The 26,133-nt window shown below is 61.4% G+C and carries 15 protein-coding genes and 1 tRNA gene; 7 read left to right on the top strand and 9 right to left on the bottom strand.

All coding sequences use genetic code 11. The features are described from left to right. Window positions 1–37 precede the first annotated feature (37 nt). From B5G42_RS12170 to ftsH, 6 genes are all read right to left on the bottom strand, one after another. Window positions 38–3,844 carry an S-layer homology domain-containing protein gene (locus B5G42_RS12170; RefSeq protein ID WP_087270797.1) on the bottom strand — a complete coding sequence of 1,269 codons (3,807 nt, stop codon included), beginning with the start codon at window positions 3,842–3,844 and terminating at the stop codon, window positions 38–40. A gap of 397 nt (window positions 3,845–4,241) precedes the next feature. Further along, window positions 4,242–5,006, bottom strand: a complete 765-nt coding sequence (locus B5G42_RS12165) for an amino acid ABC transporter ATP-binding protein (protein WP_087270794.1) — start codon at window positions 5,004–5,006, stop codon at window positions 4,242–4,244. A 1-nt stretch (window position 5,007) separates the two neighbouring features. After that, window positions 5,008–5,781: an amino acid ABC transporter permease gene (locus tag B5G42_RS12160; protein WP_242961218.1), complete on the bottom strand. Its 774-nt coding sequence runs from the start codon at window positions 5,779–5,781 to the stop codon at window positions 5,008–5,010. Between the two features lie 73 nt (window positions 5,782–5,854). Beyond that, window positions 5,855–6,778, bottom strand: a complete 924-nt coding sequence (locus tag B5G42_RS12155; protein WP_242961217.1) for a transporter substrate-binding domain-containing protein — start codon at window positions 6,776–6,778, stop codon at window positions 5,855–5,857. A gap of 387 nt (window positions 6,779–7,165) precedes the next feature. Then, window positions 7,166–7,241, bottom strand: a tRNA-Ala gene (locus B5G42_RS12150). A gap of 144 nt (window positions 7,242–7,385) precedes the next feature. After that, a complete protein-coding gene (ftsH, locus tag B5G42_RS12145) occupies window positions 7,386–9,515 on the bottom strand; it encodes an ATP-dependent zinc metalloprotease FtsH (RefSeq protein ID WP_242961216.1) in 2,130 nt (709 codons plus the stop codon). Between the two features lie 205 nt (window positions 9,516–9,720). Between ftsH and rlmB the strand changes: the two genes are divergently transcribed. Both rlmB and B5G42_RS12135 read left to right on the top strand, forming a co-directional pair. Continuing rightward, window positions 9,721–10,488, top strand: a complete 768-nt coding sequence (rlmB, locus tag B5G42_RS12140; RefSeq protein WP_087270788.1) for a 23S rRNA (guanosine(2251)-2'-O)-methyltransferase RlmB — start codon at window positions 9,721–9,723, stop codon at window positions 10,486–10,488. 35 nt (window positions 10,489–10,523) lie between these two features. Next, window positions 10,524–12,722, top strand: coding sequence for a hypothetical protein (locus tag B5G42_RS12135; RefSeq protein WP_087270785.1), 2,199 nt, complete (start codon window positions 10,524–10,526; stop codon window positions 12,720–12,722). A gap of 59 nt (window positions 12,723–12,781) precedes the next feature. Here B5G42_RS12135 and B5G42_RS12130 read toward each other — a convergent pair whose 3' ends face one another. Continuing rightward, window positions 12,782–15,310, bottom strand: a complete 2,529-nt coding sequence (locus B5G42_RS12130; protein ID WP_087270782.1) for a M56 family metallopeptidase — start codon at window positions 15,308–15,310, stop codon at window positions 12,782–12,784. Window position 15,311: 1 nt separating this feature from the next. Then, complete coding sequence (locus B5G42_RS12125) at window positions 15,312–15,692, bottom strand: BlaI/MecI/CopY family transcriptional regulator (RefSeq protein ID WP_087189520.1); 381 nt, start codon at window positions 15,690–15,692, stop codon at window positions 15,312–15,314. Between the two features lie 264 nt (window positions 15,693–15,956). Here B5G42_RS12125 and ppdK point away from each other — a divergent pair, with 264 nt between their 5' ends. After that, the gene (ppdK, locus tag B5G42_RS12120; RefSeq protein WP_087270779.1) at window positions 15,957–18,596 is read left to right on the top strand and encodes a pyruvate, phosphate dikinase; all 2,640 of its coding nucleotides are present in this window, start codon (window positions 15,957–15,959) and stop codon (window positions 18,594–18,596) included. Between the two features lie 69 nt (window positions 18,597–18,665). Here the strand turns inward: ppdK and B5G42_RS12115 are convergent, their stop codons facing one another. Then, window positions 18,666–21,563, bottom strand: a complete 2,898-nt coding sequence (locus B5G42_RS12115) for a leucine-rich repeat protein (protein WP_162611098.1) — start codon at window positions 21,561–21,563, stop codon at window positions 18,666–18,668. 225 nt (window positions 21,564–21,788) lie between these two features. Between B5G42_RS12115 and yfbR the strand changes: the two genes are divergently transcribed. The 4 genes from yfbR to B5G42_RS12095 all read left to right on the top strand — a co-directional run bounded on the left by yfbR (window position 21,789) and on the right by B5G42_RS12095 (window position 26,127). Further along, a complete protein-coding gene (gene yfbR, locus B5G42_RS12110; RefSeq protein ID WP_087188456.1) occupies window positions 21,789–22,376 on the top strand; it encodes a 5'-deoxynucleotidase in 588 nt (195 codons plus the stop codon). A gap of 47 nt (window positions 22,377–22,423) precedes the next feature. Continuing rightward, complete coding sequence (locus B5G42_RS12105) at window positions 22,424–22,693, top strand: ACT domain-containing protein (protein WP_087188457.1); 270 nt, start codon at window positions 22,424–22,426, stop codon at window positions 22,691–22,693. A 12-nt stretch (window positions 22,694–22,705) separates the two neighbouring features. Further along, a complete protein-coding gene (locus B5G42_RS12100; RefSeq protein ID WP_087270773.1) occupies window positions 22,706–24,064 on the top strand; it encodes a PFL family protein in 1,359 nt (452 codons plus the stop codon). A 101-nt stretch (window positions 24,065–24,165) separates the two neighbouring features. Beyond that, window positions 24,166–26,127: a molybdopterin-containing oxidoreductase family protein gene (locus B5G42_RS12095; RefSeq protein ID WP_087270770.1), complete on the top strand. Its 1,962-nt coding sequence runs from the start codon at window positions 24,166–24,168 to the stop codon at window positions 26,125–26,127. The last annotated feature ends 6 nt before the right edge of the window (window positions 26,128–26,133 follow it).

Genomic DNA, 26,133 nt, shown 5'->3' with positions numbered 1-26,133 from the left:
CGCTGCTAATGCAGCGCGCCCCTGTTGGCGTGAATGTTTACTTCTTCAGGTTCTGCGCAAAGTTGGTGAAGATCTGCGCCACTTCCGCGCGGGTGGCGGTGCCGGTGGGATCCAGAACGTTGCCGCCCTTGCCGGACAGCAGCTTGGAGCCTACCGCCCACTCCATGGCCTCAGTAGCCCAGGAGGAGGTCTTGGCGCCGTCGGTGAAGGTGGTCAGATCGCCCTTGGCGGACACATCGTAGCCCTTGCTCTCAGCATAGCGGTACAGAATGGTGGCCAGCTGCTCGCGGGTTACGGTGTCGTTGGGGGCAAACACGGTGTCGCTGTAGCCCTTGACGATACCCTTGGAGGCAGCCCAGTTCACAGCGTCGGTGTACCACACGCCGCTCTCCACGTCGGTGAAGGACAGGGTAGCATCAGCCTCAGGCTGACCCTCCAGCCGCCACAGGATGGTGACGACCATGGCACGGTTGGTGGTCATGAAGGGAGCGAAGGTGGTAGAAGCAGTACCATCCATCAGCTTGTTGTCATAGGCATACTTCACCGCATTATAGAACCAGTCGTCGCCATATACATCATCAAACGGCAGGGTGCTGACCACAATATCCATGGTATCTTCAGACAGCATCTTGGAATAGATGGTGTTGGTGGCAAACAGATAGTCGTCCTGCTGGTGGGCACGGTTGACAATGGAGTTGGCGAAGATGGTAATATCCATTCCGTCCTGCTCCACCGCAATGGCCTCCACGCCGCCGTCGATGCTACCGCCGGCCATGCAGCCCACGATAAAGCTGTCCTTATCGGTGGCCTGGATCAGCACCTCAGCATTCTCAGGATAGGCAGTGAGAACGGTACAATCCAGCGTGTAAATCACGTCGTCACCATCCGCCTCCTGGCTGGCAGTGATGAGGCTGTCGGAGGGATAAGTGACATGATGGAGGGCCTCCATACCTCTGGAGTCAGTAGTAATTCCTGTCACCAGGTTCTCCTGAATGTAGGAGAGCGGCTCAGAACCGGTGGCAATATAGGGCGTACCGGCCTTGACCACCGCAACGGCCTCAGCGCCATAGGCGCCGCTGTCCAGCGCCACCGAGCCAATGATGATATCCGCCTTGGCAGGATCATCCGTTACGGTGAAGCCCAGCTGCTTCACATAGGCCATCACATCGTAATTGGAGGTACCGTTGTTGTGGATGTTATCGTAGTTGATGAAGCCATAGCCATTGGCAAACCACTCGGTATAGTAACCAGAAGTCACCTTGTCATCGCCGAAGTCGGCATAGCGGCCGGTGAGGAACAGGGTGGGCTTGCTGATCTGATGGGCCACAGGCATCTCATTGGTGCGGGTAGCCACCAGCGCATAGTCGGAGGATACCATATTATAGGAGGAAGCACTCACCACGAAATCGCCCTTGTAGTCGCCTTCGGTGATCATACCAACCGCCTTGCCAGCGTCCAGCAACGCGTTGACGGCCCGGACGGTCTCGTCACCGTTGTTGGACAGGATGACGATGGAACCGCTGCCGGTGACCTGACCGGAAGCGGTAACCTCAGTCAGTTCCTTCAGGGCACCGTCAAAGGCGCCGATGGTATCAATGGCAATGCAGTCAAAGCCGCGCATACTGGGGAAGCTGGCCACGGACTCAGAGTACAGGGAGGGGAAGCCGGAGGCAGATGCATCATAGCCCAGGTTGAGCACGCAGTTTGCGTAGTTGCGCTTGGCCTGGTACATATTGACCACCAGAGAACCGGCCTTGTAGGTCACACCGTCCACCGTCACGTCCTTGGTGAGGGTGGAGACCTTCACGCCGTTGCGCATGAGGAACTCCGCCATCTCATAGGCGTCAGCGGGATCGCGCTGGGACTCGGCGTCCACAGGCAGCACATAGTACTCGGGGAAGTACTTGTCGTTGCCCTCATAGGGAACACGCCAGGTGTCGGGATCCAGCTGCTGGTTGCTCATATCCACATACCAGGGCTCCATCTCTTCCCGGTGGTCCTCGTTGTTGATGCCCCGGCGGAAGAACTCCAGCTGGGCCTTGTAGCAGGTGTCCTTACAGTCGGACAGGAACTGCCACAGGCCGTAGGCGCCGCACTCCAGCAGGCGGACGCTGGACTCGCCGCCGGAAGGAGTCTCAATGGTAAAGCCCATGGAACCGCAGTTGAGCATGGCATAGCTGGGGGTGTAGTTGGTGCTCAGGTCATCCCAGGCGTCCCAGCCGGTTTCAGCATCAAAGCTGTCGCGCAGGGGGGTGTAATAGGTCTGATACTTGGTCTCAAATTCGCCCGCGTGCTGGACAGACATGGTGGCCAGAGCGGCGTTGCCGTAGGCCTCGGCGCCCAGCAGGAACTGCTCCACAAACAGGTCATACTCCAGGTTGGGCTCGTGAGGAGGCGTACAGGGCTCTACCAGGAACTGAGCGGTAAAGCCGTGGAACTCCACGAAGGCCACGGGATTCCACTCGCTGATGAGCTTGGCAATGTTCTGGGTCTCCACCTGAGTCTGGTTGGAGGCGTCCCGGTTCAGGTCAAAGCCGTTGCCGTTGGGACGGGTGTTGTAGGTACGGCCGTCAGGGTTCTCATCGGGAGTAACGATGATGATGAGGTTATCCAGGATCTCATCCACCTTCAGCTCCTTGTCCTCACTGAAGGTATAATACTCGCTGGCATCGGTGCGGCCGTCGTTGCCGTTACCGTTGATGGTGGTGGCGCTGATTTTCAGACCGTAGCCGGTGAAACCGTAGTCGGTATCGCCGTCATCGCTGGTGATCTCAAAGTCCACGATCTTGGGATCGTACTGGCTCTCATCCACAGTCTTGCCACCGGTCAGACCAGTGATGGTATTCCAGGTGATGGTATCTTCGGTAGCCAGGGTACGCAGCAGATTGACATGGGCATCCACACCGCCGGCCTCGTCGGAGTGGACGTTGTTCATCATGATGGGGATGCGGTAGTCCTTGCCGCCTTCGATCTGGGCCAGCACCTTCTCGGGATCAGTCTGAGCCAGGGCGTTCATTTCCTTAAAGTCGGCCACGGACTGGGCACTGTCGGACACCACGGCATACCACTGGTCATAGCCGTCGGTGCTTTTACCGAAGGACTGGACGTCGAAGTAGCGGCCATTGGCCTCAGCCAGCTTCTTGATCTCCATCAGCTCATCGTACAGCTCGTCCTGCCGGACGTTGCTCTCGTAGACGTTGATCTCCATGGGGGTGGTGGCCAGAACGGTATCACCAGACTTGGCGGACAGCTCGTAGTTGCCGATGAAGCCCGGCCACACGTTGCGGGCGTAGCGGAAGGTATTGCTGCCAATGGCCTGCAGGGAGTTGGTCACCAGAGGCAGCGAGTCATCCTTCATATTGAAGAAGATGCCATGGCTGAAGGTCAGCTTCACCGTAGCGTAGCCATCAGCCACGGTTACCGTGGGATCTTCCAGGGTGAAATAGGGGACGCCGTCAGCACCATGCTGATTGATGGTGCCCCAGCTCATCCAGTTCTGCAGGTCATCGCCGGTGTAGATGTACGGGTAGAGCGCAGGGTCCTGCACATCCACATCGTCTCGCGTCAGGCTCCAGGTAATGCCTTTTGCCCAAGTATTCCACTGATCCGTTGTCCATTTGCTTTGCTCAGTGGAGACCGGAACCGTCAGGGTTGCATGAAACGTTTCCTCGCTCATATCCAGAGTGAGCAGGTCGTCGTCCAGCTTGAGTGTGGCTGTCCCCTGGTCAGCATCGGTTTTTACTGGTTCCTCAGCTGATACAGGCAGAATCGTCAGGGAGAAGAGCATGGATAATGCCAACAGCAATGCAAGAAAAGAATGGGAGCGTTTCTGACGTTGTTGCATCTGTAGAGCCTCCTTTTTTGTCGTTGCCTATGGATTGATATGCCTTGCGGTCTCGACTGAAATAAAAGCCTCCCTTCTATTCACTTTTGCGAATTTATACTTGTTTTCTCCTGGTGAGTACACAGCACACATACACTGCGTCTCCGTACTTTCAAGTATACTACGGGCACGATGAAACCACAATATCCATATCATAGATAATATTTAGCACTACAATTTTGTATAAAATACACAATTCAATATTTTTCTCGGCCATACATCCCACTAAGTTACTGCATTATACAGTTCTGTGAAAATAATTCATTCCTTAATATTTGTGCATCAGCATAGATCTCGCCACAAAAATTGTCCTCTGCCTGTGGACAGTATTTGCATTTGAACCTTCCAGTTTCATTCTCTACCGCTGGAGGAAGCGCAGCAGGAAGTCCTGGGTACGCTTGTTCTTGGGGGCGGTAAACAGCCGCTGGGGGTCCCGCTGCTCACAGATCACACCGTCGGCCATAAAGATCACATGGTTGGACACATCCCGGGCGAAGGACATCTCATGGGTCACCACCAGCATGGTCATGCCGTCATGGGCCAGGGCCCGCATGACCTCCAGCACCTCTCCCACCATCTCCGGGTCCAGGGCAGAGGTGGGCTCGTCAAAGAGAAGTACCTCGGGCTCCATGGCCAGAGCCCGGGCGATGGCCACCCGCTGCTTTTGGCCGCCCGAGAGCTGGTGGGGATAGGCATTGATGTAGGGGGCCATGCCCACCTGCTGCAGGTACTTCATGGCGCTGTCCCGGGCCTCCTTTTTGGGCTTTTTCAGCACCTTCTCCTGACCGATCTCGCAGTTGCGCAGCACACTCATATTGCTGAACAGGTTAAAACTCTGGAAAACCATTCCCACCTTGGCCCGGTAATCGGGGATATTCACATCCCGCTCCAGGATATTCCGGTCGTGAAACTGGATCTCGCCGCCGCTGGGGGTCTCCAGCAGATTGATGCACCGCAGCAGGGTGGATTTGCCGGAGCCGGAGGCCCCGATGATGGAGATCACGTCCCCCCGGCACACGGTGAAGTCGATGTCCTTGAGCACCTGATGGGACCCGAAATTTTTGGACAGGTGGCTGACCTGGAGCACCGGATGGGCAAAATCCCGCAGATATGGAGCTCCCATCTTATTCCTCCCCTCCTTCCTCATTGGCGCCTACAGGCAGATTTTCTGCCAGTTCATAGTTTGCCTTACCGGTCATTTTACGCTCCCACAGCCGGAGCAGGTAGGCCGAAACCAGCGTCATGCACAGGTAAAGAATCATGGCGATGGTGGCCGCCGGGAAATAGAGGTAGAGCGCCGCGGCTGCCGATTTAAAGGAAAAGAACAGTTCCGTCACGCTGATGACCGACAGCATGGAGGAGTCCTTCAGGTTGATGATGAAGTTATTGCCGATCTGGGGCAGCAGATTGCGCAGCGTCTGGGGAAGGACCACGTGCAGCATGGCCTGCCTATGGGTCATGCCGATGGCCTTGGCCCCCTCGATCTGTCCCCGGTCGATGGCCAGGATACCGCCCCGCACAGTCTCTGCCATATAGGCCCCCGTGTTAATGGACAGGATAAAGATACCGGCGGAAAAGGTCTCCATGTGCAGACCGAAGGCATAGGCCGCGCCGTAGAAAATGAACATAGCCTGGAGCATCAGGGGGGTGCCCCGGAAAAACTCCACATAGGCCCGCAGCAGCCCGTGGCCCACCCGAGTCAGCACCCGGCGGACCAGGCCGTACCGGGGGGAAACCGGATTGGCCTGGACCGTGCCCACCGCAAAACCAATGACACAGCCCAAAACCGTACAGATCACTGCCAGCAGAATGGTGGTCCAGGCGCCCCGCAGAATGGAACCTCCATACCGGGACCAGACGGCCCCCATATCACTCACAAATTGCATTAACTCGTCCATCGGACATCCTCCCTTGGGTGAGTGCCGGGTACATTCTGTACGAATGTACCCGGCATCCCGATTTCGCTGAGGCTCAGTTTTCGTTCAGGGGCTGCACCGCAATGGCTTCATCCATCATGGCGGTGTAGTCCTCAGGGGTATACTGGCTCAGGACCTGGTTAATCACCTCAGTCAGGCCGGTGTTCCCCTTCTGGACGGAGATGCCGAAGTTGGTCTCCTCCTCGGACACATCAAAGTCGTCGTCCGTGCCGGAGAAGTCCAGCATCACCATATCGGGATAGGCGTTGCAGGCGGACAGGGCGGTGGGCTGGTCGGTGACAACCAGGTCAACCGCTCCGGAGTCCAGGGCCACCAGCATGGCGGGCACGGACTCCTGAGCCGGCAGAACCTCTACCCCGGGCACCTGAGGCAGGCAGGTATCATACCACACCGTGCCCAGCTGGGAGGTGGCGGTAGCGCCCTCAAAATCGCTGATGCCCTGGGCATCGGCGTAGGGGCTGTCAGACTTCACCAGGCAGACAATGGAGGCATAGTAATAGGGGTCGGAAAAGTCCACCTGGGCCGCCCGCTCCGCCGTGATGCACTGGCCGGCAATGACTGCGTCCACCGTGCCCGACTGGAGTGCCGGGATCAGGGCGTCCCACTCCATTTTGACAATCTCCAGGTCGCATCCCAGCTCCTCGGCGATCTCCTTGGCAAACATCACATCATAGCCGTAGGCATAGTCCGGCGTACCGGAGATGGGCACCGCGCCGTTGGAGTCATCCGCCTGGGTCCAGTTGAAGGGGGCGTAGGCACACTCCATGGCCACCTTGAACTTGCCGTCCTCCACCAGCTTCACCTGGCTGGTTTCCTCCGCCGCCGGGGAACTGGCGGGCGCCTGGGAGCCGGCAGGCGCCGCCGAAGGGGTGGAAGCAGTTCCGCCGCCGCCGCAGGCGGCAAGGCACAGGGTCAGGCCGACGCCAGAGACAAGGGCTGTGATTCTTTTCAGTTTCATTCTCCTCAAATCCTTTCTCTTGCTGAAGTTTCCTTGCAAAAACAAAATCGCCATGGACCGCGTTTCTTGGGGGGAAACGGTTCATGGCGACGTTGCAGGCAAAGATCCAAATACCTCTGTCCATCTTGACAGCTACCGTATGACCAGAAAAATCTCTGGGAACAGAAAACGGACCTGCCGGAGGCTGTACTTGCCTCTTTGCAGGTCCGTTTTACTTGCCTGTCATTTTAGCGGAATATTTCGTGCTTGTCAATTAGTTTATGCAGGATATAATGACTAAACTTGCAGCAAAATTTGGCTTTATATTCTCCATCCCTGTCCAAGCAGCCAGGCGCCGTCTCCTTCGAAGCACAAAAAAAGACTTGAAACCAAAGTTTCAAGTCTTTTTGGTGGAGATAAGCGGGATCGAACCGCTGACCTCTTGAATGCCATTCAAGCGCTCTCCCAGCTGAGCTATACCCCCATATTCACTTGGCGCCGGTCAGGTCGACCGAACGAACTGTATTTTAGCACGGGTCACCCGCTCTGTCAACTCTTTTTTTCATTTTTCTCAAAATTTTTTAGAAGCAGAATCCGGGCGCGCCATGACGGCGCGCCCGGATTTTCCTTATTCTTCCGTTGTCTTGTCCTCAGAGGGCTGATCCGGCTGGGACGGAGCGGAGGACTCCTCCTGGCTGCCCCACAGGGGAATGGCCTGGGGTTTCTCCTCCGGCTTGTTCTTCTCCTGCTCCCGCCGCTCGGCCTCGGCGTACTGGTCGGCCAGAGCAGGGTCACGGCCCTCCAGAATGGCCACCATCTCGGCGCCGGTAATGGTCTCCTTCTCCAGCAGGTAAGCCACTACCTTGTCCATGTCCTCCCGGCTCTCTGAGAGGATCTCGGCGGCCTTCTTGTAGCAGGAGTCGATGATGCTGCGCACCGCCTGATCCATGGCCGCGGCGGTATCATCAGCACAGTCCAGGCCGTAGCCGCCGTCCAGATACTGGTTGCGGCGGGAGGCCAGAGCCATCATGCCGAACTCCTCACTCATACCGAACATGGCCACCATATTGCGGGCGATGCTGGTGGCATCCTGAATGTCCTGCGCGGCACCGTTGGTCATGGTGTGCATCACCAGCTCCTCGGCCACACGGCCGCCCATGGAGACGCAGATCTGGGCCAGCAGCTCGTCCTTGGTGTGGAGGTTCTTGTCCTCCTCCGGCAGGTGGAGGGTGTAGCCCAGAGCGCCCTGGGTGTGGGGAACGATGGTGATCTTCGTCACCGGCTCGGCGTGCTTCTGCCGGTAGGCCACCATGGCATGGCCCACCTCGTGGTAGGCCACCAGCTTCTTCTCAAACTCGCTGAGGACGCTGCCCTTCTTCTCGGCGCCGGCAATGACCAGCTCGAAGGCAGTGAGCAGGTCCTGCTGGTTGACCGCCTTGCGGCCCAGACGGACCGCACGGAGGGCGGCCTCGTTGACCAGGTTGGCCAGGTCCGCGCCCACGGCGCCGGCGGTGGCCAGAGCCACCTTCTTCAGATCCACATCCTCCGCCAGCTTGATCTTGCGGGTATGGACCTGGAGGGTAGCCAGACGGCCGGCCAGGTTGGGCCGGTCCACGGTGATGCGCCGGTCAAAGCGACCGGGCCGCAGCAGAGCCTGGTCCAGCACCTCGGGCCGGTTGGTGGCGGCCAGCAGGATGACGCCCTTGGTGGGGTCGAAGCCGTCCATCTCGGCCAGCAGCTGGTTCAGGGTCTGCTCCCGCTCGTCATTGCCGCCCATGCGGTTATCGCGGGATTTACCGATGGTATCGATCTCGTCGATGAACACGATACAGGGGGCCATCTTGTTGGCCTCCTTGAACAGGTCGCGGACACGGGCGGCACCCATACCTACAAACATCTCCACAAAGTCGGAGCCGGAGATGGAGAAGAAGGGCACGTTGGCCTCGCCGGCCACGGCCTTGGCCAGCAGGGTCTTACCGGTACCGGGAGGGCCCACCAGCAGAGCGCCCTTGGGCAGCTTGGCGCCGATCTCGGTATACTTCTGGGGGTTGTGGAGGAAGTCGATGATCTCCACCAGGGACTCCTTGGCCTCGTCCTGACCGGCCACATCTTTAAAGGTGACACCGGTCTTTTTCTCCACATAGACCTTGGCGTTAGACTTGCCCAGATTGCCCAGGCCGCCGCCCATCTTGCCCGCCATGCTGCGGAACAGGAAGGAGAAGAGCAGCACCATGACCACCATGGGCAGCACCCAGGAGATGAGCATGGAGACGATGGGGTTGAGCTCCTCCACATACTCGGGGCCGAAGCTGGTGACGTCGTGCTCCTCCAGCAGGTCGATCAGCCCGTCGTCCCGCACCCCCGCCTGGGTGATGGGGGCACAGTAATAGGTGGTTTTGGTCTTGTCCCACTGGGAGGGGGGCGGCACGGTGGTCTCCTCCTGCTCCCCGGTGAGGCCGGCGGCGGTGGCCGTCTTGGTGATGTTGCCGTTTGCGTCCACCGACACCCCGTCTTTTAAATAAATGGTGTACTTGTTGGACTCCATGAGCACGCCTGCCACGCAGTCCTCCTTGACCAACTCCCGGAAGGTGCCGTAGCTGATCTCCACCGAGTTGGCCTGGCGGAACATGGAGGTGGCATAGTTCACCAGCACCGTCAGCACCAGGGCCCACAGGATGATGGACACGATGGCGGTGATGTTGCGCTTGTTATTGCCTCCGCCCTTTCCGCGGTTGTTGTTCTGGTGATCGAAATTCAAGAGGATGCCTCCTTGAGTGCATTCATTCCTATCTGGAAAGTAATTATAGTTATAGCACACGCACCCTCAAAAAACAAGAAAGGGAAGGCCGAAAGCTGTAAACTTTCTATGAAACCAGCCGGGTTCAAAGGGGTAATTTTTATCTTTTTCTGCGGCAGGTCTTGTGGTATACTGGTAGCGATCAACAAGAAAGGCGGAACCAATTATGAAGGAGCGCAGACCGGCCCCTCAGGCCGAGGCAGACGGCATCATCGAGGGGCGCAACGCCGTCACTGAGGCCCTGCGGGCGGGCACGCCCATTGATAAAATTTTCCTGGCCCGGGGAGAGACCGACTCTGCCCTGGCCCACATCGCCGCCGCTGCCCGGGACAAGGGCATCGTGGTGATGGAGTGCGACCGGAAGAAACTGGACTTTATGAGCCGTACCCACTCCCACCAGGGTGTCATCGCCCAGGCCGCGGTGCGGGAGTACGCCAGCGTGGACGATATTCTGAACGCCGCCCGGGAGAAGGGGGAGCCCCCTCTCATCGTGGTGTGCGACGAGCTTTCCGACCCCCACAACCTGGGCGCGGTGATCCGCACCGCCGAGTGCGCCGGAGCCCACGGCGTCATTATCCCCAAGCGCCGTTCGGCGGGCCTGACGGCGGTGGTGGCCAAGACCTCCGCCGGCGCGGTGAGCCATATTCCGGTGGCCCGGGTGCCCAACCTGCCCGCCCTGCTCAAGGAGCTGAAGGACGAAGGGGTATGGGTGTTCGGCACCGCTGCCGACGGGGACCGGCTGCTCTACGACGCCGACCTGAAGGGCCCCGCCGCCATTGTCATCGGCAGCGAGGGGGACGGCATGGGCCGTCTGGTATCTGAGACCTGCGACTTCCTGGTCCGTATCCCCATGAAGGGCAAGCTCAACTCCCTCAACGCCAGCGCCGCCGCCGCCATTCTGCTGTATGAGGCCGTGCGGCAGCGGATGGGCTGACAACCACTGATCTTCAAAAAAAGGAGCACGTTCCCATGGCAAAAGACCGGGATGACGAACTGAATGAGGATCTGCCCGGCGGGGACGAGTTCTCCCTGGAATCCATTCTGGCGGAATTCGGCGGCGGGCAGAAAAAGAAAAAGCCGGATGAGGAGGATACCATACCCTTCCCGGTAGTACCCAAAAGCCAGCGTCCCTCCTCCCCCTCCAAAAAGCCGGGGCGGGTGCTCACCTTCCCCGACGGCGGTCAGGAGCAGGCTCAGAAGGAGCCCAAGGCCGCCGCCACCCGGCAGCCGCCGGTGGAGAAGGCCCCCCCGCCCAAGCCGGAACCCACCCCGCAAAAACCGTCCAAAGCCCCTCCGGTGGAGGACAATGTGCTGGACTTTCCGGAGGAGGCCGCGGGGCCGGAGGAAAGCCCCCTTACCCAGGGCATCAACCGACTGTTGAAAAAGGCGGACGACTACGCCGAGCATATGTTTGAAGAGGAGGGCATGGAGGACGACACGGCGGTACGCCGGGCGGAGGAATTTATCCCCGGCACCGACGAGGAGGAGGAGCCCTCCTCCCGCCGCCGGGAGCGCAAGCCCCGGAAGGAGCCGCCTCCCGCCCCCGATCTGCCCCCGGCGGATCTGGCCAAACGGTACGGCAAGGGTCTCAAGGGGATGCGGCTGAGGGCCACCCTGGTCCTCCTGCTGTTCCTGCCCGCCCTCTATCTGACCCTGGAGGTCTTTCCCCATCCCCAGGCCCTTACGCCTGAGCTGCGGGTGCTGGCCCTGGCCGGGGTCCAGGTGCTGGCCATGCTGCTGGGGCTGGATGTCCTCTTCCGGGGTCTGTTCGGCCTGCTGCGGCTGGAGTTCGGCATGGACACCCTGCTGCTCTTTGCCTCCGCCGCCACCCTGGCCGACGCCCTTACCATGTTCAAGCTGGACCCCCGGGAGGGCCAGATGCCCTACTGCGCCGCCATTGTGCTGGGCATCTCCCTGCTGCTGCGGGGCACCTACCGAAAGCGCCGGGGTCTGCGGCTGGCCTGTAAGACGGCGGCGGCCGCCTCCCACCCCTATCTGGTCACCCTGGATGAGGGCAAGTGGAACGGCCGGGACACCTACGCCAAGTGGTCGGGCGATCCGGTTGGCTTTGGCCGGCAGATGCAGGCCAGCGACGGCGCCCAGCGTATTTTCCGGCGGATCTGCCCCCTGCTGTTTATCGCCAGTATGCTGCTGAGCATCGTGGCCTCCATTGGCCGGGGCGCGCCGGAGCGGCTGCTGTGGTGCCTGTCCGCCACCCTCACCGCCTCCGCCTCCCTGTCGGGGGCCCTGTGCTTCGGGCAGCCCTGGCTTACCCTGTGCCAGCGGCTGAGCAAATCGGGGGCCGCCATCGCCGGTTGGGACGGCGTCACCGCCACCGGCGGCAGCGGCATCCTGGTCACCGACTCCGACCTGTTCCCCCCGGGCTGTGTCTCCCTCAACGGCATCAAGATCTTCGGCGACTTCCCGGCAGAAAAGGTGGTGGCCGATACCGCCACCCTCATCCGGGAATCGGGCTGCGGCCTGGACAAGCCCTTCCACGACCTGCTCCGGGCCCAGGGGGCCATTTACCGCCGGGTATCCAACTTCTTCTGTTATGAGGGCGGCCTGTCCGGCGTCATCCGCAACGAACAGGTACTGGTGGGCTCCGCCGACTTCATGCGGCTGATGGAGATTGCCCTGCCTCCGGGGCTTCATGTGAAGAACGCCGTATTCTGTGCCATCGACGGGGAGTTGGCGGGCATCTTCGCCCTGAACTACACCCTCCACGGCACCGTGGACCCGGCCCTCACCAGCCTGATCCGCAACCGGGTGTCCCCGGTGATGGCCACCCGGGACTTCAACCTGACCCCCGCCATGCTCCGCCAGCGATTCAAGCTGCCGGTGGACCGGATGGAATACCCTGCCGCAGAGCGGCGGGTAGAGCTGTCCGACGAGGACCAGCTCCACAGCGACATTCTCACCGCCGTCCTCTGCCGGGAGGGCATCGGGCCCTACTCCGAGGCGGTGGTAGGCGCCGCCCGGCTCCGCCGGGCCGTCCGCACCTCGGCGGTGCTGGCCAGCCTGGGGGCGGTGGTGGGCCTGATTCTGGCCTTCTACCTCACCTTTGTGGGAGCCTACGCCTCCCTGTCGGCCTCCAACCTGCTGGTGTTCCTCATCATGTGGCTGGTGCCCACCCCCCTGATCTCGGGAATGGTCAACAAATATTAAGACGAAAAGATCCCCTGCCAGATGGCAGGGGATCTTTTTGTCTCGTTGGTTGCCTTTTCTCAATATCCTCCGTCGATGACTACCCAGGGGGAATCTTTATCCTCCCGCTGGAGGATGAACTGATAGTCGGTGTAGGTGGTGTTGGGGTCCAGCACCGGCTGGTTGCCGTCGGTGGTAAAGCTTACAAAGAAGACGATTACATTGTTGATCCGCTCCGGGTCGTCGGTGTGGAGATAGTCCGCCGCCACCTCATAGGACTGCTGGGGATCATAGTACGAACTTTCCAGGGTACACCCCGCCATCCCGGTCTCAAAGCTCTGTACCACCGTCTCATAGGCCCGGTCATACTCCTCCGAGGAGTAATTGTGGGAGGGCGGCGGATTTTTCATGGCCAGCCAGTCCTGGCAGGCGCTGTACATGGTCTCATAGGGGCTGGGGGCGTCGTAGTCGTAGGCATAGGCATACCATCTGGTCTCCCCGTCCCGGACGATGCCCACCAGTCCGCCCTCCTCCAGGAAGATGAGACTGTCTCCGTTTTGATCGGTGCAGGTCACCGCCTTGCCGTTGAGGGCGGCAGGGGCCTGGGCCTTCACCCACACCCGCACCCACAGCTGGATGCTGCTGTCAATGACGCCGTAGGTCTCCACATCCGTCTCCTGTCCGTTTTCATAGGTCAGGGTCCGGGCGGGGCTGCTGCCGGCCAGGATGGGCTCCATCTCCCGGCTGTAGATATTCCAGGCCGGGTCCCCCTCCACCAGCTCCACATAGCCGGCGCCCACGTTGTAGCCCTGCTCGCTCAGCCATTCCTTGGCGGCGGAGAGGGGATCCAGCAGACCGGCTTCACGGCCTCCGTCCGCCTGCTGCTGGAGCTGGGTATAGTAGTCCGCCGCCGTGGTGCCGGTATCCCGGGGGAGCACCAGATAGCGGGTACCGTAGTTGTTGTCCACCCAGCCCTCCACGCACCAGATGCCGCCCTCCCCCTGTTTGATGGGCTGGGAGAGGAGCAGGGTAATGGACTCGCCCCAGTTTTCCGTGCGGAAGTAGACGTAGCGGTGGTCACTCTCCCACACATAGCCGTCGTGGAAGTACATACTGTCGTCGTAAGCTTCCAGGCCGTTGCGGGCACGGAAGTCCCCCGCTACCTCTTCCGGGATGCGGCGGTTGAGTTCATCCCAGAGGGCATATTCCTCATCCTGTTGCTCATACTCACCGTCTGGAGAAATAAACTGCACATCGGTGGGTCTGACCCACAGATAATAGTACCCATCTTTGCGGGCAATGGGCTCTACCCCGCTGCCATCGGAGCTGAGATATTGCTCATACTGGACCTGGTCCCACCGGACCAGGTCGCAGATCCATCCCATGTCATAGCCGGTCTCCGGCAGCTCGTAGTCTCGTTTGGCATTTATGGATACCAGGAAGTCCTCTCCCTCCTCGGGCAGCTCCACCAGCAGCTTGCCGTCCAGGTCGCTGGGAATGGCCAGCTGGAGGTCGTAGTCCAGGTCGTACAACACCGGGTTCTCCAGCAGTGCGCTCAGGTCGGGGGTAGGCTCCGGGCTGGAGCTGGGGCTGGGGGCCGCCCCGCTGATGGCGGCGCAGCCGGTCAAAACAATGGCCAGAGCCAGGGTGGCCGCCAGGGCGGCCGGTCCCTGCCGCTTTCCTTTCATGATGGACACCAGCCTTTCTTTCAGCCGGGCCTTTTCCTCGCACAGGGTGGTGGCCAGCACCCCCATGCCTCTGGGGGGCCGGGCGGCCAGCACCAGCAGAGTCTCCCCGTAGTGCTTCCGGGCGGGGCCGTCCATGGTTCTGGTCACCGCCTCGTCACAGGAGAGCTCGCAGGAGCGGGAGATTTCCCGCCGCACCACCACCATCAGGGGATTGAACCAGTGGAGGCTGGTCACCGCCGCCGCCAGCCATTTATAGAGCAGATCGTGCCGCCGGGCATGGGTCAGCTCGTGGGACAGGATATCCGCCAGCCGGTCGTTTTCCACCCCCACAGGCAGCACAATGGCGGGATGGATCGCCCCCAGCAGCATGGGAGTGTGGACATGGATACACTCCAGCACCACAGTGCGCCCGCCCGGGTCCAGGGCGGCCAGCACATTCCGGGCTCCTTGCCCGGCAGGCCGGGCGGAGACGCGCACCAGGGCGGCAAAGCGCCGGTAGCCCCACACATACCGCCCCAGCCACAGGCCTGCCCCTGCGGCCCATAGGCCGAACCATAGTTCAGGGGCGGTGAGCACGCCCTTCCAGTCTGCCGCCGGAGCGGCAGGCTGCTCCGGTGCGCCGGGATCTTCAGGCGCGGCTGGGCCTGTGGGTTCCCCTGCCTGGCCCTGGATCTGGACCGGGTCGGTCTGACCGCTGAGGGAAACCTCCGTCTGGGTGTGGGCCTGGTAGGTTCCCTGCTCCGGCAGGGCAGGCAGCGGAAGGGTCACCCCCACCGGCAAAACCAGGCGCACCAGCACCAGCAGCCACAGATAGTAAACCGCCGCCTTGCTTTTGATGAGGGGCCGAACCAACAGCAGCAGGCCGGTGAGCAGCGACCCCAGCAGGCTCAGCTTCAGCAGGGTATACAGAAAGGGTGTCACGTCAGCTCCCTCCTTCTCCGTCCAGGCTGTCCAGCAGGGCTTTTAACTCCGCGATGTCATCCCCGGACAGCTGATCGTGCTCCACCAGGGCGGCCACCATCTGCCGGGCCGACCCGGCGTACAGCTTGTCAATGAGCTTGCGGGTGCGGTAGCAGCCCAGCTCCTCCCGGCTCACCAGAGGCCGGTAATAGTAGACCTGCCGCTTCTCCTGGGCCGCCGCACCCTTGGCGCACAGCCGCCGCAGCAGGGTCTTGACCGTCTCCCCGTTCCTGTCTGCCAGGGCCTCCCTGATCTGGCTCAGTGTCACCGGCTCCCCGGCGTCCCACAGCACCTCCATCACCTCCAGCTCCGCCTCGGTGATTTTCTCTTCTGCGGCGCCCATGGCGTCTCCTCCTTCCGGTTACAGTTGTACCTTTCAGCTTTAGGGTACAACTGTAACCTCTTTTTGTCAAGCCCAATCGGGTTACAATTTCATGACAGATCATGCCGGAGCCCCCAAAATATGAAAATTATTTTCATACTGTACGGTTTGGTGAAAATTGGCACATAACACCACCCGGCCCTTGCATTTGTTTGTCAAAATGGTATAATATGACCCAGTGAACCGTCCCGCCCCAGGCGGGGCAAACTTAGGAGGAATGTGAAAATGGGCAATTCTCACAAGTACGTCTACTTGTTCTCCGAAGGCAACGGCTCTATGCGTGAGCTGCTGGGAGGCAAGGGCGCCAATCTGGCCGAAATGACCAATCTGGGTATGCCGGTGCCTCAGGGCTTTACCGTGACCACCGAGGCCTGCACCCAGTACTATAATGACGGTCGTCAGATCAACGAGGACATTCAGGCCCAGATCTACGAGTACCTGGGCAAGATGGAGGAGATCTGCGGCAAGAAGTTTGCCGATCCCGAGAACCCCCTGCTGGTCTCCGTCCGCTCCGGCGCCCGGGCCTCCATGCCCGGTATGATGGACACCATCCTCAACCTGGGCCTCAACGACGTGGTGGTGGAAGGCCTGGCCAAGTTCACCAATAACCCCCGTTTCGCCTATGACTCCTACCGCCGGTTCATTCAGATGTTCTCCGACGTGGTCATGGAGCTGTCCAAGAAGCGCTTTGAAGAGATCATCGACGAGGTCAAGGCCAAGAAGGGCGTCAAGCAGGACGTGGAGCTGGACACCGACGACATGAAGCACCTGGTGGTTCTCTTCAAGGAGTTCTATAAGAAGGAAAAGGGCGAGGACTTCCCCCAGGACCCCAAGGTCCAGCTGATGGAAGCCGTCAAGGCCGTGTTCCGCTCCTGGGACAACCCCCGCGCCAATGTGTACCGCCGCATGAACGAGATCCCCTACGACTGGGGCACTGCCGTCAACGTGCAGTCCATGGTGTTCGGCAACTCCGGCGACAACTCCGGTACCGGCGTGGCCTTCACCCGCAACCCCGCCACCGGTGAGAAGGCCCTCTTCGGCGAATACCTCATCAACGCCCAGGGCGAGGACGTGGTGGCCGGCGTACGTACCCCCTCTCCCATCTCCAAGCTCCACGAGGAGATGCCCGCGGTCTACGAGCAGTTCGCCGACATCGCCAACCGCCTGGAGCAGCACTACAAGGATATGCAGGATATGGAGTTTACCATTGAGAACGGCAAGCTCTATATGCTCCAGACCCGCAACGGCAAGCGCACCGCCGCCGCCGCCCTGAAGGTGGCTGTGGATCTGGTGGATGAGGGCATGATCGACGAGAAGGAGGCCGTGTGCCGCGTCGATCCCAAGCAGCTGGACGCCCTGCTGCACCCCACCTTTGACCCCGAGGCCCTGAAGAAGGCCCAGGCAGTGGGCAAGGGCCTGGCCGCCTCTCCCGGCGCCGCCTGCGGCCGTGTGGTCTTTACCGCCGAGGATTCCAAAGAGTGGCACGCCCGCGGCGAGAAGGTCATCCTGGTCCGTCTTGAGACCTCCCCCGAGGACATCGAGGGTATGCAGGTCTCCCAGGGTATCCTCACCGTCCGCGGCGGCATGACCTCCCACGCCGCCGTGGTGGCCCGCGGTATGGGCACCTGCTGCGTGTCCGGCTGCGGCGACATCGTGGTGGACTACGAGGACAAGAAGTTCTCCCTGGCCGGCAAGGACTACCATGAGGGCGACTGGATCAGCCTGGACGGCTCCACCGGCAATATCTACGGCGAGGCCATCCCCACCGTGCCCGCCGATCCCGGCTCCGGCTACTTTGGCCGCCTGATGGGCTGGGCCGACAAGTACCGTCAGCTCAAGGTGTACACCAACGCCGACAACCCCCGCGACGCCGCTCAGGGCTACGCCTTCGGCGCTCAGGGCATCGGCCTGTGCCGCACCGAGCATATGTTCTTCGAGGGCGAGCGCATCAAGGCCATCCGTGAGATGATCGTCTCCGACAACGTGGCCGACCGGGAGAAGGCTCTGGCCAAGATCATGCCCTATCAGCAGGGCGACTTCGAGGGCATCTATGAGGCCATGCAGGGTCATCCCGTGGTCATCCGCTTCCTGGATCCCCCGCTGCATGAGTTCCTCCCCACCAAGGAGGAGGACATCGTGGAGATTTCCAAGGAGATGAACATCCCTCTGGAGAAGCTCCACAACGTCATCGACTCCCTGCATGAGTTCAACCCCATGATGGGTCACCGCGGCTGCCGTCTGGCCGTCTCCTATCCCGAGATCGCCGCCATGCAGACCACCGCCGTCATCAATGCCGCCATCAATGTCCAGAAGAAGCATCCCGACTGGACCATGGTGCCTGAGATCATGATCCCCCTGGTGGGCGAGGTCAAGGAGCTCAAGTACGTCAAGGACGTGGTGGTCAAGACCGCCGACGCCATCATCGCCGCCGCCGGTATCGACATGAAGTATGAGGTTGGCACCATGATCGAGATCCCCCGTGCCGCCCTCACCGCCGACGAGATCGCCAAGGAGGCTCAGTTCTTCTCCTTCGGTACCAACGACCTGACTCAGATGACCTTCGGCTTCTCCCGGGACGACGCCGGCAAGTTCCTGAGTTACTACTACGACAAGAAGATCTACGAGTCCGATCCCTTCGCCCACCTGGATCAGAACGGCGTGGGCAAGCTGGTGGCCATGGCCGTCCAGCTGGGCCATCAGACCCGTCCCGACATCCATATGGGCATCTGCGGCGAGCACGGCGGCGACCCCACCTCTGTGGAGTTCTGCCACAAGGTGGGCCTGGACTATGTGTCCTGCTCCCCCTTCCGTGTGCCCATCGCCCGTCTGGCCGCTGCTCAGGCCGCCATCAAGAACCCCCGGTAACACCCTTGCAAATTACACAACAGAGGCCGGCTGCTTTGCAGCCGGCCTCTGTTTGCCATTCAAAGTTTATTACAGCCTCTGGTCCCGGTAGAGGAAGGTGACCACCTGGGCCCGGGTACAGGGCAGGTTGGGGGAGAAGGTGGTGGAGGAGGTACCGGTGGTGACATTGTTGGACGCGGCCCACCGCACCGGATACCAGTAGTAGTCGCTGCTCTTCACATCCCGGAACACGGTACTGCCGGAGAGCTTGGGCTGGTCGGCGTGGGCCCGCCACAGGAAGGTAACCACCTGGGCCCGGGTGCACACGGCATTGGGGGAGAAGGTGGTGGCCGAGGACCCGCTGGTAATGCCGCTCTCCACCGCCCAGCGCACCGCATCATAGTAGAAGGCGTCAGAGCTTACATCCCGGAAGGGCACACCGTCGTCCTCCACCATGGGAGAGCCGTAGGCCCGCCACAGGAAGGTGACTACCTCGGCCCGGGTACAGGCCCGGTCGGGAGAGAAGGTGGTGGCCGTGGTGCCGGTGGTGACGCCGTTGCTCACCGCCCAGGTGACGGCGCTGTTGTAGTAGCTGCCTCTGGCCACGTCGGGCATCAGCGAATCCAGCCAGTTGTTGGTCTCGGTGTTGGTGACCGGCCGCATGGAATAGTCGTTTTCGTCCTGGTAGTCGTAGTACTCCATCAATGCCAGATAGACCTCCGGATGATGGCCCATGGCCACTTCGGAAAAATTATCCGACAACAGGTTGTCCGGGAATACCCCCACAGCGCACTGGAACAGCACCCCCAGTACATCGGGGGCCAGCCCGTGAATCTGACCAATGATAATTAGCGGCACCGGAATCTCCACCCCTGCGGCGGAGCGCACCAGATCAGAAATCAACTGAGCCCCCTCCCATTTGGAGGACACCTCCTCCGCGCTGATGGAGATGTGATCCAGGGAGGCAATCTGCTGGGCGATCTGGTCCAGATTATCCTTTGACTCGCTGACCACCGAGCGGTTGGGCACCATGTAGAGATACTGGAAGATGTCCATGACGGCATCCTGATAGTGCTTTTCGTAGTAAGCGGCGTCCTTGGCGATGGAGGCCAGGGCATTCTCCAGTTCCAGAATCTTGCCCGAACCGGCCAGCTCCTTAAAGTTGATATTCTGCCTGGTGATTTCCATATAGGCGGCGCCCAGACCCCCAACCTCCGACGAGACCCGGGTTACAGGCAGGAACAGATCATTGCCGTTTCGCTGGTAGCCCCAGTCGTTCAGGGGCACCCGGGGCACCACGTCGCCGCTGTAAATGATATTGTGGATGCAGCTCTCCTCATACTCCTGCTTTGGGATGAGCGCGGCGGTATAGTTGTTGTTATAGTCCCAGCTGACGCCGCCCTCCTCCATGCCGGTCACCGCGTGGGGGGTGGCGAAGGTGTAGGCGTACACATTGCTCTCATCCACCCGGGAGAAGTCATTGCACACCTTGGCCGCCAGCAGGTTGGCCACCGCCGCGCCCCGGCTGAAGCCGCCGATCCACAGCTTGATGGTACCCAGCTGGGCGCCGCCGGCCTCTGCTTCCTCCACATACTCCTCCAGGGCATCGTACACCCCCTCGGCCGCACGGCGGAAACCGGCGTGGGCCGAGTCGTCGTTGACATAGAAGTTGCTGGCCCACTCGGCGCCGTAGCCGCCGCCACGGACGATCACCGGGATGATGGTATAGGTCCGCCCGTTTTCCTCCAGTGTCTTGCGGGCAAAGGAGAAGGCAACCTTGTTGTCGGTGCAGTCCAGGGCCACGTCGTAGTTGTAAAAGGCCGCCCCGTCAAAGCCCAGCGTCTCGTAGGCCCGGCGGATATGGTCCTCCCGGCCCACGTCCCCGTCGGTATTATATTCCCTGTCGCTGGAGGAGGTGGAGAAGCCCGCCATCACCATTCCCAGGGTCATCTTGGCCAGGTCATGGTCGTACTCTGTGGCCGGATGGCTGAAAAAGTCCTCGCTGTAATAGAACTCATAGGTCAGAGACCCATACACCACCTCAGAGCGGAAACGGATGGGATACTTCCCGTCCTCCATGGCCTGGCCCGTCTGCGCCGGTGTGGGCGTGGGGGTAGGCGTCGGAGCCGGTGTCGGAGCAGGCGTCGCCGTGGGCTTGGGCGTCACCGTGGGCGCCGGAGTGGGGGTCTCGGTGCCCGAGCCTCCGCTGCCGTAGTAGATGGTGGACCCCGCGGGCACCAGCTGTCCCTTCCATTGGGCGATGCCTTCCCACTCCTCACGGCTGCCCTCATAATAGACCGTCAGAGGGTTGCAGCCGTTAAAATAGTTGTAGCTGGCGCTCATATACTCCGGCCAGTACACGGTTTTCAGCTTGGGGCATTCCCCAAAGACATACTCTCCCATCACCGAGATGGCGGGCAGATCAACGGTGGTCAGGTTGGCGCAGCCGTAAAACACCTGGCCATTGATGGTATGGATGGTGTCGGGCAGCTCCACCTCCGTCAGTCCGTCGCAGTAGGCAAAGGCCTCGCTATAGAGGAAGTCCACCGAGCCGGGGAACTCCACCGAGGTCAGGCCGCTGCTGCGGAAGGCCCCGTTGCCGATCAACTCCAGGGATTTGGGAAATTCGATGGAGGTCAGGGCTGTACAGTCGGCAAAGGCGTTGTCGCCGATGTTCTGGAGAGAGCCGGGCAGGTCCACATCCGTCAGTCTGGTACAGCCGGCAAAGGCATTGTTGCACAGGGTGGTGATGCCATAGCCCACCTCCACCCGGCGGATGTCCGACTTATACTTGTCCCACGGTGTGGTGGTACCGTACAGCATGGGCCCGGTACCGGTGAGCTTCAGCGTATCCCCGCTGAAACTCCACTGAATCGAAGAACTGTAGGAGCCGCCGTCCTCCGCTGAGGCAGAGGCAGCGGGCAGCAAGCCCAGCAACAGCGCCAGGGCTGCCAAAATGCTCACAAACCGTCGTTTCCTGCTAGCCATGTGTGTTCCTCCTTCTCCTGCATCCGCACCAAGTCGGCAGTGCGGCTCTATGTGATACCAGTATAGCACAACTCGCCCTGTAACGGGAAATTTTGCATCATTTTTCCTGTTCATTTTTTCCGGCCCTTGTTCCTGTTTTGGGACAGGAAGTTTAACCGCCTGCCGTTTACACCGCCCTACTTTTATGGTAAAATAACTTGTTTCGACGGATGGGAGGCATTTTTTGTGGATCAACATCCTTTTTTTGCCTATTTGTCCCGGATGCGGTATATCAACCGCTGGGGGCTCATGCGCAATACCTTCCAGGAGAATATTCAGGAGCACTCCCACATGGTGGCGGTGCTCGCCCACGCCCTGGCGGTGATCCGGCGGGATGTGTTCGGGAGAGAGGCCGATCCCGGGCTGGCCGCCATGGCCGCCCTGTACCACGACGCCCCTGAGATCCTCACCGGCGACCTGCCCACCCCCATCAAGTACTACGACCCGGAGATCCGGGATGCCTACAAAAAGGTGGAGGAGTTTTCCGCCGGCAAGCTGCTGGCCATGCTGCCGGAGCAGCTGCGCCCCGCCTTCTCCCCCCTGCTGCGGGAGGACTATGACCCGGATACCAAGGCCCTGGTGAAGGCCGCGGACAAGCTGTCCGCCCACATCAAGTGCCTGGAGGAGCTGAAGGCGGGCAACAGCGAGTTCCAGCAGGCCGCCCGTCAGACGCTGGATGCGCTGAAAGGCTATAACCTGCCCGAGGTGGACTACTTTCTGGAGCATTTCCTCCCCGCCTTCGGCATGACTTTGGATGAGATGGGCCGGGAATGACCGGCGCCGTTTTCATAGAGACAGAAGAAATAAAGGAGTTATCAAGTATGAGAGCCATTGTCACCGTTCTGGGCAAGGACCGTGTGGGCATCATGTCCGCCGTTTGCGCCCTGCTGGCCCAGCACAACGTCAATATTCTGGATATCAGCCAGACCATCCTCCAGGACTACTTCACCATGGTCATGCTGGTGGACGCCGGCAACTGCGATATGCCCTTTGCCGATCTGGCCGCCCTGATGGAGCAGGAGGGCAAGGACCGTGACCTGTCCATCCGCGCCCAGCGGGAGGACATCTTCAACGCCATGCATCGCATTTGAGGGTGAGCCGACATGATCAATACCAACGAAATTTTTGACACCATCCACATGATTGACCAGCAGCATCTGGATGTGCGTACCATTACCATGGGCATCTCTCTGCTGGACTGCGCCGACTCCGACCCCAACGCCGCCTGCCGCAAGATCTACGACAAGATCACCCGCCAGGCCGAGCATCTGGTGGCCACCGGCGAGGCCATTGAGCGGGAGTTCGGTATTCCCATCGTCAACAAGCGCATTTCGGTGACTCCCATGGCCCTGGTGGCCGGCGCCTCCGAGACCAACAGCTACGTGCCCTTTGCCGTGGCCCTGGACAGCGCCGCCAAAGCGGTGGGCGTCAACTTCATCGGCGGCTTCTCCGCCCTGGTGCAGAAGGGTGCCACCAAGGCCGACCGGAAGCTCATCGCCGCCATCCCTGAGGCCCTGGCCCGCACCGACCTGGTGTGCGCCAGCGTCAATGTGGGCTCCACCAAGGCAGGCATTAACATGAACGCCGTGGGCGTCATGGGCCGCACCATCAAGGAGTGCGCCGAGCTCACCGCCGACAAGGGGGGCTTCGGCTGCGCCAAGCTGGTGGTGTTCTGCAACGCCGTGGAGGACAACCCCTTCATGGCCGGCGCCTTCCACGGTGTGGGCGAGCCCGACTGCATCATCAACGTGGGCGTGTCCGGCCCCGGCGTGGTGCACCACGCCCTGAAGGACGTGAAGGGCCAGCCCTTTGACGTGGTGGCCGAGACCATCAAAAAGACCGCCTTCCGGGTGACCCGTATGGGTCAGCTGGTGGCCCAGGAGGCCAGCCGCCGTCTGGGGGTGCCCTTCGGCATTGTGGACCTGTCCCTGGCCCCCACCCCCGCCATCGGCGACTCGGTGGCCCGCATCCTGGAGGAGATGGGCCTGGAGACCTGCGGCACCCACGGCACCACCGCCGCCCTGGCCCTCCTGAACGACGCGGTGAAGAAGGGCGGCGTCATGGCCTCCTCCCATGTGGGCGGCCTGTCCGGCGCCTTTATCCCCGTCAGTGAGGACGAGGGCATGATCGCCGCCGCCCGTGCCGGCACCCTCCACCTGGACAAGCTGGAGGCCATGACCTGCGTGTGCTCCGTGGGTCTGGACATGATCGCGGTCCCCGGCGACACCTCCGCCGCCACCATCTCCGCCATCATCGCCGACGAGGCCGCCATCGGCATGGTCAACTCCAAGACCACCGCCGTCCGCATTATCCCCGCCCCCGGCAAGGTGGTGGGCGACACCGTGGAGTTTGGCGGCCTGCTGGGCTCCGCCCCCGTTATGCCCGTCCACTCCGAGAGCGCTGAGGCCTTTGTGGCCCGGGGCGGCCGTATCCCCGCTCCCATGCAGAGCCTCAAAAACTAAGGTACCGGGCCGATGTGGGCGTCGGCCCCTACGCAAATGATTCCTGTTTTGCTCGCAAAAGGCCGCCCACGGGCGGCCTTTTTCAAAAGGAGGTTATCATCATGTCCACTTGTCGTTCTGCCTGTCCCTATGATTGCCCTGAGGGCTGCTCTCTGCTGGTAGAGACCGAGGGCAATACCGTCACCTCCATCACCGGTGATCCGGCCAACCCCTTCACCGACGGCTGGGTGTGCGCCAAAATGCGCAATCTGCCGGAGGCCATCAACAGCCCTGAGCGTATCCTCACTCCCCTCCGCCGCACCGGCGCCAAGGGGGCCGGGGAGTTTGAGCCCATCTCCTGGGACCAGGCCATCGGAGAAATCACATCCCGCTGGAAGGACCTGATCGCCCAGTACGGAGCGGAGACCATTCTGCCCTACTCCTACGCCGGCACCATGGGCGTGGTCCACCGCAACTGCGGAGAGGGCTTCTTCCACGCCCTGGGCGCCAGCCGCCTCAAGCGCACCCTGTGCAGCACCGCCAAGTCCACCGGCTGGCAGAAGGTGATGGGGGGCTCCTGCGACCTGGCCCCCTGGGATGTGGAGCACAGTGACCTGATCCTGCTGTGGTCCACCAATATCCCCGCTACCCGGGCCCACCTGGCCCCCATCCTGCGGAAGGCCAAGGCCAACGGGGCCAAAATCATCCTTATTGATGTATACGAAAACGCTTCCGCCGAGCTGGCCGACCAGACCATCCTGATCCAGCCGGGCAGCGACGGCGCCCTGGCCCTGTCCATGCTCCAGGTGCTGGACCAGGAGGGCCTCACCGACGAGGCATGGCTGGCTGAGCACGCCGCTGGTTGGGAGGAGTTTCGGGCTACTCTGGATGTGTGGGACCCGGAGGAGACCCAGTGTCTCATCGGTCAGGCCCCCGATGTGATCCGGGATCTGGCCCGGGCCTACGGCAGAGCCAAGGCCCCCTGCATCGTGCTGGGCAGCGGCTTCTCCCGCTCGGGCAACGGCGGCGAGGCCACCCGGGCCATCACCGCTCTGCCCGCCGCTGTGGGCGCCTGGGCCAAGAAGGGCGGCGGCACCTATGGCGTGTGCTCCTCCCCCGATCTGGTGGATAAGTCCACCGTCAAGCGTCCCGACCTGGCCGGGCCGAACACCCAGATGATCAACATCAACCAGCTGGGCCGGGCCCTGGAGGGCAAGGGACTCTCCACCCCCATCCACAGCCTGTACGTCTACCACGCCAACCCGGCCACAGTGACCTCCGACCAGAACGCCGTCCGCCGGGGCCTGGCCCGGGAGGACCTGTTTACCGTGGTCCATGAGCGGTACATGACCGACACCGCCAAATACGCCGACATCATCCTGCCCGCCCCCTACATGGTGGAACAGACCGACCTGTACACCCCCTACGGGTACCGGCAGATCCAGTACGCCCCGGCGGTGGTTCCCGCCCCCGGTGAGGTCAAGAGCAACCTTGAGGTGTTTACCCTGCTCTCCGCCGCCATGGGTCTGGACGATCCCTTCCAGGGCCGCACCGCGGAGGAGCTGTGCCGCCAGATGGTGGAGGACAGCTGGGCCCTCTCCCAGGAGGAGAAGGACAAGGTACTTGCCGGGGAGCCGGTGGTGCTGGAATCCCCCTTCCCCCTGCCCATTCAGACCGAGGATGGCAAGGTCCATCTGGACGATCCTATCATCGGCTGGTTCCCGCCCCACGGCGGCTCCGACCCCTTCCACCTGATCTGCGCCCCGGCGGTCCACACCCTCAACTCCTCCTTCAATGAGTCCTCCACCCTGCGGGACCTGCGGGGGGAAATGACGGTGCGTATGAACAGCGAGGACGCCGCCCGTCTGGGCCTGGTCCAGGGGGAGCAGGTGGTGTGCTATAACAAGCTGGGCGAGATGACCTGCACCCTGGCTCTGGACCGGGCGGTGGCTCCCATGACGGTGGTGGCCGAGGGCGTCTATCCCGGCGAGAACACCGTCAACTGCCTGACCCACGACCGCCTGTCCGACTGGGGCGAGGCCACCACCATGAACGACAACACCATCTGGGTCCGTAAGGCCTAAAGGTTT

This window comes from Flavonifractor sp. An91 (genome assembly GCF_002159225.1).
GTDB lineage: Bacteria > Bacillota > Clostridia > Oscillospirales > Oscillospiraceae > Flavonifractor > Flavonifractor avicola.
The sequence above is the reverse complement of the archived record's forward strand: the minus strand, read 5'-3'. Positions and strand labels throughout refer to the sequence as shown.

Excerpts from the sequence above, each read along its gene's own strand:
- B5G42_RS12170 (WP_087270797.1), bottom strand. The coding sequence starts at position 3,844 with ATGCAACAACGTCAGAAACGCTCCCATTCTTTTCTTGCATTGCTGTTG.
- B5G42_RS12165 (WP_087270794.1), bottom strand. The coding sequence starts at position 5,006 with ATGGGAGCTCCATATCTGCGGGATTTTGCCCATCCGGTGCTCCAGGTC.
- B5G42_RS12160 (WP_242961218.1), bottom strand. The coding sequence starts at position 5,781 with ATGGACGAGTTAATGCAATTTGTGAGTGATATGGGGGCCGTCTGGTCC.
- B5G42_RS12155 (WP_242961217.1), bottom strand. The coding sequence starts at position 6,778 with ATGAAACTGAAAAGAATCACAGCCCTTGTCTCTGGCGTCGGCCTGACC.
- rlmB (WP_087270788.1), top strand. The coding sequence starts at position 9,721 with ATGAAGGAGCGCAGACCGGCCCCTCAGGCCGAGGCAGACGGCATCATC.
- B5G42_RS12135 (WP_087270785.1), top strand. The coding sequence starts at position 10,524 with ATGGCAAAAGACCGGGATGACGAACTGAATGAGGATCTGCCCGGCGGG.
- B5G42_RS12125 (WP_087189520.1), bottom strand. The coding sequence starts at position 15,692 with ATGGGCGCCGCAGAAGAGAAAATCACCGAGGCGGAGCTGGAGGTGATG.
- ppdK (WP_087270779.1), top strand. The coding sequence starts at position 15,957 with ATGGGCAATTCTCACAAGTACGTCTACTTGTTCTCCGAAGGCAACGGC.
- B5G42_RS12115 (WP_162611098.1), bottom strand. The coding sequence starts at position 21,563 with ATGGCTAGCAGGAAACGACGGTTTGTGAGCATTTTGGCAGCCCTGGCG.
- B5G42_RS12105 (WP_087188457.1), top strand. The coding sequence starts at position 22,424 with ATGAGAGCCATTGTCACCGTTCTGGGCAAGGACCGTGTGGGCATCATG.
- B5G42_RS12100 (WP_087270773.1), top strand. The coding sequence starts at position 22,706 with ATGATCAATACCAACGAAATTTTTGACACCATCCACATGATTGACCAG.
- B5G42_RS12095 (WP_087270770.1), top strand. The coding sequence starts at position 24,166 with ATGTCCACTTGTCGTTCTGCCTGTCCCTATGATTGCCCTGAGGGCTGC.